The organism is Shouchella oshimensis, from assembly GCF_004375095.1.
GTDB classification, from domain to species: Bacteria; Bacillota; Bacilli; order Bacillales; family Bacillaceae_D; genus Shouchella; species Shouchella oshimensis.
Map to the genome: position 1 here is coordinate 640,696 of NZ_SNUX01000002.1, position 16,243 is coordinate 656,938.

Genomic DNA, 16,243 nt, shown 5'->3' on the forward strand with positions numbered 1-16,243 from the left:
CCCTCCTGATGTAAAAACAAAATGTTTGCGCTTACATAATCTTATATTTTGATAAGCCTATCATATTAACATGGACAACGGAGGTTCTGATGATAAAGAAAATTACGTTCATATTGTTCATAGGGATAAGGTGGAGTAGAGAAATGCGTAAAGAAATAGAGGGGGAGACATAGTGCCAACTGTGCATGAGTCTCGAATAAAGCAGAAAAAGACTCAGCCCCTTTTTATTATAGAGGCTGTTCGTCTTCTTTCAATTCAGCAATAATCGTTTGAATAGGGATAAAGGTAAGATGACTAGGTTTTGCTTGTTTTAAGTGTTGGATTTTCGTTTCATCTCGATAGACAAGAACATATTCCCATTCGACATTGGGGATAAGTTTTTCTCGTGCTGCTCGTTTTTTAAAAGAAGTATACGTTCGATTCATCCAGTGTTCAATTTGGTTGGAAATCGTAGGATGGTGATCACTGCTCTCATGGTAATCTGTAAAGTTTGGGTGTTCATCAGGTTGAATACAAATCTCACAATGAATATAGCGCCATGAAGCGTCTTGTTGATGCTGAATAGCTAGAAGGTCATATTGATTCGTTTCACCTTTCATGGTAAAAAAGCCTTGCTGATTATACCAATATTCAACTAATTTATTTGTAGGTAAAGTCATTACATCCCCTCCCTAGAAGCTTTTGAACTCCTTTATTATAGCAATCATTTCATAAATAAACGAACAATTAGACGTAGGAAAAAAGAAATCATTCCTTTCATAAAGCGAACAATAGGATGATCGATTTATAAATCGGTGAATCCAAATTTAAATAGTCTTTGCCGTTGTTTCATTTGGAAAGATATGATACGCTCAATTAAAAAGTTCCGTTATGTGGTTTTTTGAACCAATTAGTGGAACTGTTGGAGGCGATCAGATGAGTTTATCGAACGGACCGCTAACAGGTATTCGTATTGTTGATGCTTCAACTGTCTTAGCGGCCCCTTTTGCGGCAAGTTTGTTAGGGGATATGGGGGCAGAGGTGATAAAGGTGGAGCTTCCACAGACTGGTGACCCATTACGTGGTCTCGGTCCTTATAAGGAGGAGGAACCATTGCGCTGGCCAGGAATGTCTCGAAACAAACAGTCATTGACATTAGATATTCGTCAAAAAGAAGGACAGGAAATCTTTAAAGATTTATTAAAAGATGCTGATGTTCTCATTGAGAATTTTCGTCCGAAAACGCTAGAGCGTTGGGGGCTTGGGTATGAGGAATTGAAACAAGTTAATCCTAAGCTTGTGATGGCGAGACAATCTGGATACGGACAGACAGGCCCTTATGCAGAAAAGGCTGGCTTTGGTACTCCTGCTACGGCGTTCTCAGGTTACACGTATTTACAAGGGTTCTCTGATCGACATCCAGTAAGCCCTGCATTCTCGTTAATGGACTATATTTCTGGTGTGTTTTTAGCCCTTGGCGCAGTGAGTGCGCTTTACAATCGCGATGCAGCTGGAACAGGTCAAGGACAAGTAGTGGAATTAGGATTGTATGAGGCCATGTTCAGGATGATGGATTTTCTAGTGGCAGAATACGATCAACTAGGGAAGGTACGCGAACGTGCGCCGATGCTGCACGGTCATTCCAGTCCAGCAGGAACGTATCGTACAAAGGATCACCACTGGGTTGTGCTAGTTTGTAGTACACAACGAACATGGGAACGTCTCGCAAAAGCAATGAAGCGAGAGGCGTTACTTGAAGATCAACGCTATCGAACAAATGCTGATCGAATGGAACATGATAAAGAATTGCAAGAAATTGTAAGTGATTTTATCTCTTCGAACAATCGTGATGAATTACAGGAAAAGCTTGATCAATTCGGAGTACCGGTTTCGCCAATAATGAATATTAAAGATATCTTTGAAAATGAACAGTATGAAGCACGAGAAAACATCCTTGAAGTAGACCACCCTCGCTTAGGAAAGGTTAAGGTTCCTGGAATCGTTCCGAAGTTCTCTGAAACTCCTGGTCGTATACGGCATCGCGCACCTGATTTAGGTGAGCATACCGAAAGCATTTTATACCGATTGGGTTATTCAAAAGAACGTATTACTAAGCTGAAAGAAAGCGGGGTCGTGTAAATGGAAAGACGGTATCCAGAAGAAGTGACGATATGGGAAGTATTACCGAGAGATGGATTCCAAGTGGAAACATGGGTGGAAACCGAGACAAAAATTAAGCTCATCAAAGCTTTGGCAGCATGTGGTATTCGTCATATCGAAGCGACTTCTTTTGTTCACCCACGGGCTATTCCTCAACTGAAAGATGCAGAAGCGGTTGTAAAGGGCATTCAAAGCTTAACAGACGTTTCATTTCGAGCGCTCGTACCAAATCTAAAAGGAGCTGAGCGTGCAATCGGTGTTGGGATCAATCAAATAAAATTGCTTTTATCAGCAACAGATTCCCATTCATTAGCGAATTCAAATTGTACCCGTGAAGAAGCAGTCGAGAAACTGCTCCCTGTTGTAGAGCTTGCTAACCAAAAAAATGTGTATGTTGGCGGCGCATTAACGGTGTCATTTGGGTGTCCCTATGAAGGCGAAGTGAACGAAGAAGAACTGATGAAGCTCATTCAACAATATAAAGACATGGGGATTCGCGAGATTTCGCTAGCAGATACTGCTGGCATGGGTAATCCAAAACAGGTGTCACTACTTTTACAAAAGCTAAAGCGAGCTTTCCCGCTTCTTTCATTTTCATTACATTTGCATAATACAAGAGGCATGGCGTTCGCGAACGTTGTAGCAGGACTTGAAAACGGTATTACTTCCTTTGATAGTTCGACAGCAGGACTCGGTGGCTGTCCTTATTTTCCAAAAGCCGCTGGGAATATTGCAACTGAAGATTTAGTCCATTCTCTTCACTTGATGGGAATAAAAACAGGCATTGATGTGGATCGATTGATGACTGTTGCGAAAGAGGTAACCGACGTAGTCGGGCACGAAGGTAGTAGTTTTCTTCTAAAAGCTGGACAAAATAAAGATCTTGCTAAAAAACCAACAGGACAGGAAAAACTGGGATAATGAAAAGCGTTTGCTAGCTTACACGCTAGCAAACGCTTTTATGTGTGCGCCCATCCTACTAAATTATTTTGAAAAGAGAGGGTGACTTCATGTAATGTAAAGATAGAGGATTAAGGGATAGGAGTGTGTGAAGTGGAAGGACCAGTAAAAGGATTGCAAACTGTACATCGAGCTGTACGCTTGTTGAAATGTTTTACAGTTATTGAGTCAGAGTTGTCTTTGACAGAGTTAACACAAAAGCTTGAACTACCTAAATCAACAACTGCTCGGCTTATTGATACTTTAATCGATGTAGGAATGTTGGAACGTAATGAATCGAACTTTAAGTATAAGTTAGGTCATAGTGCATACGTGTTAGGACGTGTAGCGGAAGTATCTAATGATGTGGTGCAACTAGCAACACCGAGAATGAAACAACTGCGTGACCGAACGAATGAATCCGTTGCTTTGTTTAAATTGGACGGAGAAAAACGCGTCTGTATCCAACGCTTTGTTAGCTTAGAGGTCGTCACGCATAATGTGAGTATAGGCTCTCGGTTTGATTTATCGATTGGAGCAACAGGAAAATCGCTGTTAGCGTTTCAAGCGGATGAATTTATCGAGCAGGTGTTACAGAATGTGCCAGATCAAGCGAAGCTACGAACAGAACTCGTTAACATTCGTGCAACAAACAAAGCGTTAAGTATGGATGAGCGTGGTGCAGGGGTGAATGCCATCTCATCAGCGATCTTCTCTATGTCAGGAAATGTAAAGTATTCAATTAGCCTTACAGGCCCAAGTATGCGTTTTACTGAAGAGAAAATGAAACGTTGGCAGGAGTATTTGCTTGAAGAAGCGAACAAGCTGTCACAAGAATTAGGTTACGTCATGCACTAGAAGAGAACGTTCACTTTGAAAAGGTTGCCACTACACGTCGCAAAACGTGTACGGGAGCCTTTTTCCTGTGTAATGGTAGCCGGGATATGGATAGAACAGCTTGGATAAATTCAACTGCACACGAATTTGGACACGCAGTTTTATTAGCTGAAATTTTAAATACCACCATTCGGAATCTCCTAACAGATCTAGACAATCAATAAGGCTTCCGATGTTTAGTAAGTGAGCCATTTTTACTAGTAATTATCCTATTTAATATTAATTTAGTTACATAATTAAGAAAAATAGCAAGACCAGTATGTAGGAAAAGTTATCCATTTAAGTTGGGAAATACAGTAAGCTATGGATTTGTTAAAAATAGGTGTATTATACTTACTTAATAATTTGAAGATGATGCTTATACGAAGGAGATGATTAAGTGGAACATTCTGTTGTCATACCTAAAATTAACTATCCCTTTTCAGGTGATATTAGTAAGCATGCAGAAGAAGTTCAATTATCCACACACGAATGGGCCGCTAGTCAAAAGATTTTAGATCCGATAACTTTAGAAAAGTACGATGAAGAGAAGCTAGGGTTTTTAGCATCAAGAATTCATGCGAATGGTGAAAAGCAGGATATTGAATTAACTTCAGAATTCCTTTTATTATTTTGTATTCTAGACGACTATAGCGATCAAGTGAAAAACGAAAATGAGTTTAATCTTTATTTAACAGAAATTCTATCTATTTTTGCTAATGGTTATACTAACGAAAATGATGCTCTATTAGGCGCTTGGGTAGATTGGTGGAGAAGAGTAAAAGGGGTAACGAATGTTACTTGGAGAGAAAAATTTATCCATGATGCGATGAGGTGCTTTGATTCATTAAAGTGGGAAGTGCGCTATCGAATAAAGAATGCATCACCCGATTTAAACGAATATATGATTGAACGTCAACACACTGGCAGTGTATATTTAGTTTTTGATTTGATTGAAAAGTCTAATCAAAATTACATACCTAATGAAATAAAAGGTGAATTATTCTTTCATTTAGTCGAATCAGCTAATAAAATTGTGAATTGGACAAACGATCTCGTCTCGCTGAATAGGGAATTAGAAACTGGCGATGTCCATAATTTAGTTGTATGTATTCAAAAACAGGAAAATTTATCTTTAAATGAAGCGATAAGTAAAGTTGAGAAGTTGCATTATCAAGAGGTAGATAACTTTATGAAGGTTAAGGAAAAGTTATTAAACGTCCCGCATCCATATCAACATGAACTGAATGAATTCATTCTTGGACTTAAACAATCCATTGCCGGATATTATGAATGGAGTGTGGAAACGAATCGATATTAAAGGGTGTATTGATAAAGGACAGCGTAATTCAGGTTTGCTTATGAATTGTTGAAAGCAGAAGCAACATCACTTGCGAAGAGGGAAGAATGTTGCCGAAGATGGCACAGATCATATTGATTATAAGCGGTATTTTAATTGTTCTTTACAGCAGCAATTTCCTAAAAGCCCTTCACTATTAATAAAAGTTAATGCCCTCCTCGCTACATTTTAATAAAAAAACGATAGTCACTAATCGCTAAATGCGAATTCTCCATTTGTTTACACATCTACTCTTCATTCATAAAAAGCTATAAAGTGAACGGATAAAGTGTACTTGTAAAATAGAATAAAAGTTGAGAAACTTCTAAAAGATGGTCACTGTACGTAACAGGGGGCATCTTTTTCTATTCCATTGCTACCTGTGATTATTCTAGTACGTGCGTAATAAGCCACCTGGATGGACAATGTTGCCAGTGAAGGTGTCTACGGATATGTTTTATAGAGGAGTTCCCTATGGTTATAAGAACTGAAGAAAGTGAACTGAAGCGTGTTTTTAAAAATTGGCTGGAATAAGTCCAGTACAATACCTCATGTTATCCAACCAACGGACTGCATGAAAATTAATATCGGAATCTTTACCAAATATTATGGAAAAACAGCTTAAAAAGAGCTCGGTGCTGAATGATAATTGTTCAGAAATAAAATAATACTTGAAAAGTACCACATATTGAGTTTAGAATACACATATCGGAACAAAAGAATCCGACCGTTCTTTTTGGATTTTATTGTAAGCGTTTCCAGTAGGTGCGATTTGTTATGAAAGCGATTTAATTATTGAGGGAGGGATAGTATGAAACCACGATTAACCATTTCTTTGGCATTGTTTATGTTGGTACTAATTGTTGTTGGTTGTAGTAATGAGGGGACGGTGGATACTGAATCAACAGAATGGAAGCCTGAGAAACCAGTTGAAATGGTGGCGCCTGCTCGTGCTGGAGGTGGGTGGGATACATTCGCCAGAGTTGTATCCAACGCGATTATGGAACAAGGGTTAATGGATCAAACGATTGGAGTGGTTAACAAGCCTGGTGGAACAGGGGCTGTAGGATGGGCGTATATACAAAATGTAAACGATCCCCATCATATTTTTTCAACATCGACGACAATGGTTTTTTCAATGCTTGCCGGTAATTCTGATTACAACTGGGATGATATGACTCCTATCGCTAATCTTGCTGCTGACTATGGCATTATCGCTGTTCGTGCAGATGCTCCGTGGGAAACATTAGATGAGTTTTTACAAGATTATAAAGAGAACCCTGAATCTATTACGGTAGTTGGCGGGAATACGCCAGGTGGCTTTGATCATGTTCAGTTTATATCACTCGCAATGGAAGCAGGAATTCCAATGGAAGAGATTACGTACGTAACCGATCAATCAAGCGGAGGCCTACCTATTCTATTAAACGGAACAGTTGATGTATTAAGTTCAAAGCTAGGTAGCGGTGCTGTTGCACAACATCGAGCGGGAAATATAAAGATCCTAGCTGTATTATCTGAAGAGCGTCTTGATTCTGAACAATTAGCAGGTTTCCCAACAGCTGTTGAGCAAGGCTACGATACGGTTTTCGTCAACTGGCGAGGTGTATACGGGCCAGGTGATATGACCGACGAGCAAGTGGCTTATTACGAGGGGGTTATGCGAGACATTAGTGAGTCTGAACAGTTTGCTGCCATTCGAAAACAATTTGGATGGGACGATTTGTTTATGGGGAGCGAAGAATACACAGAATTTATCCGACAAGAAGTAGAGACGAACAGCGCTATTATGGAAAAACTCGGGTTATTAGCGAAGTGAAAGGATGGTGAGAACAATGACAATGAACCAAAAAATAAGCATTCCTTTGTTTATCCTAGCGATTGGTTATTTGCTAGCAACTTGGCTGTTACCTAAATATGAATACATTTTAATTGATGCTGATATTTTCCCACTCCTATTAGGTGGCTTGCTCGCACTGTTTTCTATTATTCTCTTTTTCTCTAAGGACGAAGAGGGAGCAAAAATCTATATAGCGAAAGATGATTTGAAAATCATTGTACCAGTCGTTCTTCTAATGCTTTTATACATTCTACTGTTGGAGCCAATCGGCTTTGTTATTACGACTGTTTGTTTTATCTTTATCTGTTCTCTCCTCTTGGGCTATAAGAACCATTTAACAAATGGCATCGTTGCCGTACTCTTTCCAGTGTTTTTTTACTTTTTGTTTACACGCTATTTAATGATTGCTTTGCCAAGCGGTATTTTGCCAATTTAATGGTGAGAAAGGAGCTACCCTATGGGAGGCTTTAGTGGAATTATTGAAGGGTTTCAAGTCGCATACAGTTGGGAAGGCATTTTGTTCGTTGCCCTAGGGGTTTTAATTGGAACGGCCATTGGCATTATGCCGGGACTAGGTCCCATAACGGCTATTGCCGTTATGATACCCATTACATATGGAATGAATCCAACGTTTGCGTTAGTCATGATGGCAGGGGTGTACTATGGTTCCATTTTTGGTAGTTCAACTTCTTCTATTTTAATAAATACACCTGGTGCAGCAAGTACAGTGGCAACAACGTTTGATGGCTATCCAATGGCACAGAGAGGGGAGGCTGGAAAAGCGTTAGCCATTGCAGCCATAGCCTCCTTCGTAGGTGGAACCGTCGCGGCTATCCTTTTAATGTTATTTGCACCAGTGCTAGCTGGGCTAGCCGTCTCATTTGGACCAGCCGAATACTTCGCGCTAATGCTACTTGGGATGACGGCTATAGCTAGTCTTTCTGATGGGTCATCCATACGTGCTTTTATTTCTGCGGTTTTAGGGTTTATGGCTGTGACCATCGGTATTGATGCACAAACAGGGACGAACCGCTTTACATTTGGGAATGTGAACCTGTTAGAAGGAGTCGATTTTTTAGTTATTGCGCTTGGGTTGTTTGCTATGGCGGAAGTCACGTATCTCATTATAAATCGACGAGATCGTTCGTTTGAAAAGCTATCCAATATCGGGTCCATTCGGTTATCAAAAAAAGATTTAAAAGAAATCAGTGGGCCAATGGGAAGACATTCCATCCTCGGGTTTTTAATTGGTATATTACCAGGTGCTGGAGCTACTATTGCTTCATTTATGAGCTATGTATCAGAGAAGCGAATTTCCAAAAATCCAGAAGAATTCGGGAAAGGGTCTGCCAAAGGTTTAGCGGCACCAGAAACATCAACCAATGCTGCTTCTACAGGTTCGTTTGTGCCACTTCTAAGCTTGGGAATACCAGGATCAGGAACAACTGCAGTTTTATTAGGCGCCTTTCTCGTATTAGGGGTTCAGCCAGGTCCGTTGCTTGTACAAGAAGAACCAGCATTATTTTGGGGAATTATCGCGAGTATGTATTTAGGAAATATTATCTTAATTATTTTGAACCTGCCGTTAATACCTTATATCGCAAAACTATTAAAGATTCCTCGTCCTTTATTAATCTCACTTGTACTAACGCTTTGTATGATGGGGGTTTATGCGATTAGTTTTAGCACTTTTGATTTATATTTGCTTTTACTATTTGGAATTGTTGGCTTTGTCATGAAATCGCTAAAAATTCCAGCGGCTCCTTTTATTCTAGCATTTGTGTTAGGAGATTTACTTGAAGAGAATTTCCGAATGGCGTTAACGATCTCAAGAGGGGATTGGATGGTGTTTTTTGGGAACCCAGTCGTAGTGGGACTCCTGCTGCTTGCTGCACTATCGGTTATTCTACCAAACTTAAATAAATTTAAAAAGACAACGAAAAGGAAGGATTTAGATGAATCCATGTAAAGACGATCCAGAAGTATTCTCGCAAGACATTATTGCAAGAGCAAGAAAACTAAACAGTTCACTCCTTGCCGACGCGATGGATGGAGCCAATACGATGTCGTATGATATTAGCCCTGTGGCTCAAGGTTATCAGATGGTGGGAGCGGCAGTGACTGTATCGATGAAACCAGGAGATAATTTGTTTTTGCATGAAGCGATTTATAAGGGAGCTCCAGGTTATGTGCTTGTTGCGGATGGAAAAGGACATACCAAGAATGCATACATGGGTGAACTGATGGCTGTCGCCGCAGAAGCTTTAGGATTAGAAGGAATTGTTATTGACGGCTTAGTTCGGGATTGCTCAGATTTACAAAAGCTAGATTTACCTATTTTTGCCAAAGGTTTCGTTCCGAACGGTCCATACAAAGAGGGACCAGGTCAATTGAATAGCCCAGTTTCTTGTGGAGGTGTGTTTGTTCAGCCAGGGGATTTAATCGTAGGAGATGATGATGGTGTTACGGTAGTACCAAAGCATATGATTGAAGCAGTATTTCAAAAAGCAGAAAAAAAGCAGGCCTATGAGGAAAAGCGTTTAAAAGAAATTGCTGCTTTTAAGGAAGATCGACGAAATGGCAGAAGTGAACGGACGATTGAACCAAGCTGGCTGAAAGAGAAGATAAAGCCTTTTTTGTAAGTGAAAAAAGATAGGAGTGGTCAAATGATTGGATTTATAGGATTTGGCGAGGCTGCATATGAAATGGCAAAAGGATTGACACAAGAAGGCGTAACAGGAATCATCGCGTATGATCCATTATTGATCGAACAAGACATGAGCCATATCATTAAAGAAAAAATGACAGCAGTAGGGGTGGTACCTTGTGCTGATGCGAAAGAAGTCGCGATCAAAAGAGAGCTACTCATCGTGGCGGTTCCGGCACAGTTTGCTTTAGCTGCTTGTGAAGCTGTGGAGGAAGACTTAACAGCGTCTCATTTATATGTTGATGTATCAGCATCAAGTCCAACCGTTAAAAAAAATATCGCCGCGAAAATAGCAAAGTCAAACGGGAAAAGTGTAGATGCCGCTATGCTGGGACCCCTTACCGTCAATCAACATAAAGTACCTATGTTTATAAGCGGCGATGGGGCACATGAATTCAAAAAGCGAATGGACCCATACGGGATGAACATTACAGTCGTTAGTGAACAAGCTGGAGATGCCTCTTCTATTAAACTAATGCGCAGCATTTATATGAAAGGAACCGCTGCGTTGTTGATGGAATTATTGGAGGCGTCAAGAGAGTTAAAAGTGGAAGATCAAGTGTTAGCATCAATTAAAGAGACGATGGAGGCCGTGCCATTTGAACAGGTAGTCAACCAGCTCGTAACAGGGACTTCCATTCATTCTGAAAGACGGGGGATTGAGCTTGAAGGCTCTCTTGAACTATTAGAACAACTTTCTATAAACAGCGTAATGACTCAGGCAAGTAAAACAAAACTTGATTACGTAAGTCAGCTTGGATTGCGTCAATCTTTTAAAGGAAACCGCCCTTCTACTTGGCAAGATGTTATTGATGAAATGAAAGTGAAGCTTCAGGCTAATAAAGCAGGTGAATACCATGCAAGTAAATAAAGATTCACTCCAGGAACTAGTCACAACTCTGTTTCAAAAGGCTGGCTTTGAATATGAACAAGCCCATACGTTAGCTGCTCATCTCGTTTTAGCGAACTTAAGAGGTGTGGATTCCCACGGTGTTAGTCGTGTGAAAACATATATTGAACGTGTACGATCAGGAATGCTAAATATAGGGAAAGAATATGAGATTGAAAGAGATTTACCGTCTAGTTGCCTAATGAATGGCAAAAATCATATGGGGATCTTACTCGCAACAGACGCCATTCAGCTGGCGGTAAAAAAGGCACAAGCAACAGGTATTGGTATGGTAGGAATTAAACGCTCAACCCATTGCGGTATGCTGGCTGATTATGTTTCGTACGCAGCAAAGCATGACTGTGTTGCTATCGCCGTAACAAATGCACCACCAAGCATGGCTCCTTGGGGAGGAAAAGATGCTTTTTTCGGAACAAATCCTTTTGCTTATGGAATGCCTGTAGCCAACGCAGAGCCAATCGTTTTTGATATGGCAACAAGTGTGGTTGCTAGAGGGAAAATACGCTTAGCCAGAAAAAATAGTCAGAGCATCCCACTTGGCTGGGCCGTGTCGAAAGACGGGCAACCCACCGAAGACCCGGCTATTGCCCTTGATGGTGGAACCGTTCTCCCTGTCGGAGGCCCAAAAGGATACGGACTTGCCTTCTTTGTGGAAGTACTGTCTGCTTTGATGACAGGTGCCAGCTTTGGTCCACATCTCGGAAGTCTTTATGAAAAGGAAGAACAGGACGTGGGACAGTTCTTCCTCGTTTATAAAGCAGATCTCTTTGTAGAGTTGGATGAATTTAAACGGCGCATCGCACAGATGGCAAAGGAAGTAAAAGCGAACCCCCGTGCAGACGGAGTCGAGGAGATATTTTTACCAGGTGAACGCGAAGATAAGGAAAAGGCAAAGCGATTGAAAGAAGGCATCCCATTATCCGAAGCGGTAGTTAGTGAATTAGAAGAAGTTGCTGCCTATTATGGCGTGGCAATGGACCGTAATCTATTAAAAATGTGAGGGAAAGAGAAACAATAAAGAACCTCATAATTGTCCTGCTTCTTCGCTCATTAGCTTACGAGTTTGGCTGTTTGGGGAATGTCAAAAAAAATGAATGTGTAGTGAGTCGCCCTCTTCTTTTAATAGGTGCGAACCCGAAGCGAACATAAAATCCCTAGAAGACCCGCACCACTTTTTCGGATGAATGTGTGAGAATATGTAACGGATATGGAGCGTGGTTCTTTTTCTTATTCCATTTGTGTTACTATTTAATAGGAAAAGGTAGTTTAAAGCCTTTTTTCGCTGTCGCACTCTATATGAGTGCGTGGATTGAAATAACTACACCTTTATGCATTTCTTCTGCTGCGGTGTCGCACTCTATATGAGTGCGTGGATTGAAATTGCACATTTTATTGAGGACGCAGCGGAACGTGTAGTCGCACTCTATATGAGTGCGTGGATTGAAATACCATATGTCTTATTTATGGATTCATAAATTCCGTCGCACTCTATATGAGTGCGTGGATTGAAATATAAGCTAGAACGTATAATTGGAACACATGAGTAAGGTCGCACTCTATATGAGTGCGTGGATTGAAATACTGTTATATGGGATGCTATATCCTGGGTAGGTCGTGTCGCACTCTATATGAGTGCGTGGATTGAAATTAAAGAATCCTGCTGTTATTGCAAATAAAAACTGGTCGCACTCTATATGAGTGCGTGGATTGAAATAATTGCGTTCAAGACTCGACCTTGTTCAAACGTTGTCGCACTCTATATGAGTGCGTGGATTGAAATATCATTCGGTTACCACGTTGTACAGCCGGAGCGTTGTCGCACTCTATATGAGTGCGTGGATTGAAATAACGAAGAGGATTTTATAAAAGAACATGGGTTTGAGTCGCACTCTATATGAGTGCGTGGATTGAAATTTGAAGGAAAAGGTCGTAAAGCAAGTGGTCAATTATCGCACTCTATATGAGTGCGTGGATTGAAATATCTGGACCGCATGTTCCCTTTCGAATTTTATGATCGCACTCTATATGAGTGCGTGGATTGAAATTAAAATTGTTGGCTTCCAGCAATTTGGACCACCTCATCGCACTCTATATGAGTGCGTGGATTGAAATATAAATGGTTTATACATTAATCACTTTACTACTATCGCACTCTATATGAGTGCGTGGATTGAAATTCGAAGCAAGCTCTTCGAAAAAAGAGAAAGAACAATATCGCACTCTATATGAGTGCGTGGATTGAAATAAAGAGCGGGACTGGAAATGCGATAAACTATGCTATCGCACTCTATATGAGTGCGTGGATTGAAATTTCTATGTACTTTCTTTCTTCCTGAACCTGCCTGATCGCACTCTATATGAGTGCGTGGATTGAAATAACTCCTTTATTGGATTGTGTTCATCGTGAATATATCGCACTCTATATGAGTGCGTGGATTGAAATTCTAATCATTCCATTGAAATGTCTTCTGCCGGGAATCGCACTCTATATGAGTGCGTGGATTATAGAGTGCACGAATTAGAATGATGACCATAGCATCCTAGAAAATCGGACTATGTATCCCTCTCGCTATGTCTGTACTTGTAAATGTCTAGACAAAAACCCCCACTTTTAAAGTAGGGGTTTTCAAGTTTACAATCCAAACACAATTGGCATCCAGAAGTACACGGCTCCGGTAATGACGATAATAGAGACGATGTTGAGCCATACACCAGCTTTCGCCATGTCACCGACAGCGAGATAGCCTGCGCTAAATACAGCTGTATTCGGAGGTGTGGCGACTGGGAGCATATAACAGGAACCAGCAGCTAGTGCAGCGGCAGCCATAAGAGGTAGAGGATCAACACCTAAGGCAATACCGAGTCCGACAGTAAGTGGTAGAATTAAATTTGAAACGGCTGTATTCGAGAGAATTTCAGTAATCCCGAGTACAAATAAGACTAAAAGCAATAGGACAAAAATGTATTCCATCCCTTGAAGCATTTGTAGTAAATCTCCAATCGATTCATTCAGCCCAGATTCTCCAAAAGCGGCTGCGATGGACATCCCTCCGCCAAATAGAATGAGAATTCCCCATGGGAGGTCTTTCATATCTGTCCATTCGAGCACCCGCTCACCTTTTCTCGAACTAGGAAGAAAGAATAGTAAGACAGCACCAAATACGGAAATGGTGGCATCATTGAGATTGTCGAAAAACTCACCGACTTGACCAGGAATAAACCCAAGGGCGGAAACAAATGGAGACAATGTCCATAGTAAGACTGTAATGCCGAATACAACAGCCACTTTTTTCTCGTCGGATGTAAAGTTTCCTAGTTTCGTTATTTCTTCTTTAATAAAGGCCATTGTACTTTCTGTGTCTTCATCATTTGAATCTACTTTGAATTGTATTTTTGTTAAATAAAAGTAAACAACAATTAGTAAGATGATGGCTACTGGACTCGCGAATAATAACCATTCAGCAAATGTTACGGTACGATCAAGCTGAGAGGATGCGATCCCTGCAAGTAGGGCATTCGGGACTGCTGCAACAAGGGTTGCAAGTCCACCGATTGTAGCTGCATAGGCGACTGCCAGTAGTATGCCTTTTGAGAAATAGTCGAAATTCTTACCTTTAAGGATGTTTTTATCTTTCACTTCGTTAATTAAAGCGATTGCAACGGGAAGCATCATCAATGCGGTAGCAGCATTTGATACGAACATGGAAATGGCAGCGGTTGCGATTAAGATACCGAGAATGATTCGGTTGCTTTTCGTTCCGATCATCTTAATAATATTTAACGCGATGCGTCTATGTAGATTCCATTTTTGAATGGCAAGGGCGATGACAAAACCACCACCGTACATGAAAATTACGGAGCTGCCGTATGCTGGTGCAATTGAACCGATCTCGACTCCGTTAAATGCAGGAAATAAAACAAGAGGAAGTAGAGACGTTACTGCCATATGGATCGGCTCTGTTACCCAGTATGTTGCAACGAGGAGGGTTACCCCTAATACGATTTTTGGTTCATGGGATAAAACGCTTTCAGGAATGAGGAAATAAACTAAGGCAAAGAATAGAGGACCTAAGAATAGCCCGACTAAGTTGCGCGTTGTGTACTGCTTGTTGTTATCTGTCTCTTTGTTTGCCTCCATAAAATAAGACTCCTTTTTCAAAATATATTCCGAAAAACTAGTATAATGTTTCGATCCGTAGATTGTCAAAACGATAGAGAGAGAATGCTAAGGGAAAATCCTAGCAATAATAATAAGAGACGGAAGAAGAACTCTTCCTGTCTCTTATGTCTTCATTATGATGTAATAGACGCAAAACGTAGCTTCGCCATTCTCTGAATCGCTTCTTCTAATCGATCTTCCTCTGCAAGTAAGCCAATTCGAACGTAGCCTTCGCCATATTGACCGAATCCATTTCCAGGTGCTACAACGAGATGTGCTTCTTTTAGTAAATAGTCAGCGAACGATTCGGATGTGAACCCTTGTGGAACAGGCATCCACACGAAGAAGGAGCCTTTTGGTGCTTCCACTTCTAAACCGATGCGTTTTAATCCGTTAACAAAGACATTTCGTCGTTTTTCATAACGGGCAACTAGTTCTTTTACTTCGTTTTGATCGGATAAGAGTGCGGTTGCTGCAGCTTGTTGAATGGCACCGAACAGGCTGACGTACAGGTGATCTTGTAGCAAATTAATAGACTTTATAACCGACGCATTTCCAACCGCGAAACCAACACGCCAGCCAGCCATATTATATGTTTTTGAGAGAGTGTACATCTCGACGCCGGTTTCTTTTGCGCCAGCAGCTTGTAAAAAGCTCGGCGGTTTCACACCATCATAACCAATCGCGCCGTATGCAAGATCGTGAACAACACAAATGTTATTCGCTGATGCAAACCGGACCGTTTCTTCGAAGAAATCGTGTGTGGCGACGCCAGCAGTTGGGTTATTTGGATAATTTAAAAACAAGAGCTTAGCTCGTTCGGCTGTTTCTTTTGAGATGGACTTGTAGTCTGGTAAAAAGTCATTTTCCGCAAGCAATGGAAAGAGTGACGCTTGAGCTTGTGCTAATGCAATACCGGACGTGTAATCAGGATAGCCTGGATCTGGTAGAAGCGCTACGTCGCCTGGATTTAGCAAGCATTGACTAATTTCTACAAGTCCTGTTTTGGCACCGAAAAGAACGGCGACTTCCGTTTCTGGATCGATGGTGACGTTGTATTCACGTTTATAAAATGTGGAAACAGCTTCTTTTAAAAAAAGATGACCACTAAAAGGAGAATATTGCTGAAATTGTGGCTCGCTTGCCGCTTGCTGAAGCGTTTCAACAATAAAGTCTGGTGTCGGTAAATCAGGATTGCCCTGACCTAAATTAATGATGTCGTGACCTTGTGCTAGGTGTTTTCTTACAGTCGCTGTTAAACGGGCAAAAAATTGATCGGGAAGGCCTTGCAAAAGTGCTGATTGTTCAAATTGGGTCATCATTTCCCCTCCAAA

13 protein-coding genes and 1 CRISPR repeat array are annotated in these 16,243 nt (G+C 40.9%); of the genes, 10 read left to right on the forward strand and 3 right to left on the reverse strand.

Features of this window, described 5'->3' with window-relative positions; genetic code table 11:
- Nucleotides 1-227: 227 nt before the first annotated feature.
- Nucleotides 228-659 carry a hypothetical protein gene (locus E2L03_RS09210; protein WP_134259024.1) on the reverse strand — a complete coding sequence of 144 codons (432 nt, stop codon included), beginning with the start codon at nucleotides 657-659 and terminating at the stop codon, nucleotides 228-230.
- Nucleotides 660-915: 256 nt separating this feature from the next.
- Between E2L03_RS09210 and E2L03_RS09215 the strand changes: the two genes are divergently transcribed.
- The 10 genes from E2L03_RS09215 to E2L03_RS09260 all read left to right on the forward strand — a co-directional run bounded on the left by E2L03_RS09215 (nucleotide 916) and on the right by E2L03_RS09260 (nucleotide 11,750).
- Complete coding sequence (locus E2L03_RS09215; RefSeq protein WP_124741392.1) at nucleotides 916-2,118, forward strand: CaiB/BaiF CoA transferase family protein; 1,203 nt, start codon at nucleotides 916-918, stop codon at nucleotides 2,116-2,118.
- Nucleotides 2,119-3,060 (forward strand): hydroxymethylglutaryl-CoA lyase, encoded by a 942-nt coding sequence (locus E2L03_RS09220; protein ID WP_134259025.1) that lies wholly within the window; start codon nucleotides 2,119-2,121, stop codon nucleotides 3,058-3,060. It abuts the gene before it with no gap.
- Between the two features lie 132 nt (nucleotides 3,061-3,192).
- The gene (locus E2L03_RS09225; protein ID WP_051667298.1) at nucleotides 3,193-3,936 is read left to right on the forward strand and encodes an IclR family transcriptional regulator; all 744 of its coding nucleotides are present in this window, start codon (nucleotides 3,193-3,195) and stop codon (nucleotides 3,934-3,936) included.
- Between the two features lie 418 nt (nucleotides 3,937-4,354).
- Nucleotides 4,355-5,275, forward strand: coding sequence for a terpene synthase family protein (locus E2L03_RS09230; protein ID WP_134259026.1), 921 nt, complete (start codon nucleotides 4,355-4,357; stop codon nucleotides 5,273-5,275).
- A gap of 829 nt (nucleotides 5,276-6,104) precedes the next feature.
- Complete coding sequence (locus tag E2L03_RS09235; RefSeq protein WP_134259027.1) at nucleotides 6,105-7,112, forward strand: Bug family tripartite tricarboxylate transporter substrate binding protein; 1,008 nt, start codon at nucleotides 6,105-6,107, stop codon at nucleotides 7,110-7,112.
- 22 nt (nucleotides 7,113-7,134) lie between these two features.
- Nucleotides 7,135-7,569, forward strand: coding sequence for a tripartite tricarboxylate transporter TctB family protein (locus tag E2L03_RS09240; protein ID WP_243839518.1), 435 nt, complete (start codon nucleotides 7,135-7,137; stop codon nucleotides 7,567-7,569).
- A 21-nt stretch (nucleotides 7,570-7,590) separates the two neighbouring features.
- Nucleotides 7,591-9,102 carry a tripartite tricarboxylate transporter permease gene (locus tag E2L03_RS09245; protein WP_038477013.1) on the forward strand — a complete coding sequence of 504 codons (1,512 nt, stop codon included), beginning with the start codon at nucleotides 7,591-7,593 and terminating at the stop codon, nucleotides 9,100-9,102.
- Nucleotides 9,089-9,775, forward strand: coding sequence for an RraA family protein (locus tag E2L03_RS09250; protein WP_134259028.1), 687 nt, complete (start codon nucleotides 9,089-9,091; stop codon nucleotides 9,773-9,775). Before E2L03_RS09245 ends, E2L03_RS09250 begins: the two co-directional genes overlap by 14 nt.
- 24 nt (nucleotides 9,776-9,799) lie before the next feature.
- Nucleotides 9,800-10,711: an NAD(P)-binding domain-containing protein gene (locus E2L03_RS09255; RefSeq protein WP_134259029.1), complete on the forward strand. Its 912-nt coding sequence runs from the start codon at nucleotides 9,800-9,802 to the stop codon at nucleotides 10,709-10,711.
- Nucleotides 10,698-11,750, forward strand: coding sequence for an Ldh family oxidoreductase (locus E2L03_RS09260; RefSeq protein ID WP_134259030.1), 1,053 nt, complete (start codon nucleotides 10,698-10,700; stop codon nucleotides 11,748-11,750). The genes E2L03_RS09255 and E2L03_RS09260 overlap by 14 nt, the downstream gene beginning before the upstream one ends.
- Before the next feature lie 284 nt (nucleotides 11,751-12,034).
- Nucleotides 12,035-13,259: direct repeats of the CRISPR family, unit length 32 nt; unit sequence ATCGCACTCTATATGAGTGCGTGGATTGAAAT.
- 123 nt (nucleotides 13,260-13,382) lie between these two features.
- Here the strand turns inward: E2L03_RS09260 and E2L03_RS09265 are convergent.
- Both E2L03_RS09265 and E2L03_RS09270 read right to left on the reverse strand, forming a co-directional pair.
- On the reverse strand, nucleotides 13,383-14,888 hold the full coding sequence (locus E2L03_RS09265) for an SLC13 family permease (protein WP_134259031.1): 1,506 nt from the start codon (nucleotides 14,886-14,888) through the stop codon (nucleotides 13,383-13,385).
- A gap of 155 nt (nucleotides 14,889-15,043) precedes the next feature.
- Nucleotides 15,044-16,228 (reverse strand): pyridoxal phosphate-dependent aminotransferase, encoded by a 1,185-nt coding sequence (locus E2L03_RS09270; RefSeq protein WP_134259032.1) that lies wholly within the window; start codon nucleotides 16,226-16,228, stop codon nucleotides 15,044-15,046.
- Nucleotides 16,229-16,243: the final 15 nt, after the last annotated feature.

What these genes read in the sequence shown, in the direction of transcription:
- E2L03_RS09270 (WP_134259032.1), bottom strand. Translation starts at nt 16,228, where the DNA reads ATGACCCAATTTGAACAATCAGCACTTTTGCAAGGCCTTCCCGATCAA.
- E2L03_RS09260 (WP_134259030.1), top strand. Translation starts at nt 10,698, where the DNA reads ATGCAAGTAAATAAAGATTCACTCCAGGAACTAGTCACAACTCTGTTT.
- E2L03_RS09220 (WP_134259025.1), top strand. Translation starts at nt 2,119, where the DNA reads ATGGAAAGACGGTATCCAGAAGAAGTGACGATATGGGAAGTATTACCG.
- E2L03_RS09245 (WP_038477013.1), top strand. Translation starts at nt 7,591, where the DNA reads ATGGGAGGCTTTAGTGGAATTATTGAAGGGTTTCAAGTCGCATACAGT.
- E2L03_RS09265 (WP_134259031.1), bottom strand. Translation starts at nt 14,888, where the DNA reads ATGGAGGCAAACAAAGAGACAGATAACAACAAGCAGTACACAACGCGC.
- E2L03_RS09240 (WP_243839518.1), top strand. Translation starts at nt 7,135, where the DNA reads ATGAACCAAAAAATAAGCATTCCTTTGTTTATCCTAGCGATTGGTTAT.
- E2L03_RS09235 (WP_134259027.1), top strand. Translation starts at nt 6,105, where the DNA reads ATGAAACCACGATTAACCATTTCTTTGGCATTGTTTATGTTGGTACTA.
- E2L03_RS09250 (WP_134259028.1), top strand. Translation starts at nt 9,089, where the DNA reads ATGAATCCATGTAAAGACGATCCAGAAGTATTCTCGCAAGACATTATT.
- E2L03_RS09255 (WP_134259029.1), top strand. Translation starts at nt 9,800, where the DNA reads ATGATTGGATTTATAGGATTTGGCGAGGCTGCATATGAAATGGCAAAA.
- E2L03_RS09215 (WP_124741392.1), top strand. Translation starts at nt 916, where the DNA reads ATGAGTTTATCGAACGGACCGCTAACAGGTATTCGTATTGTTGATGCT.
- E2L03_RS09210 (WP_134259024.1), bottom strand. Translation starts at nt 659, where the DNA reads ATGACTTTACCTACAAATAAATTAGTTGAATATTGGTATAATCAGCAA.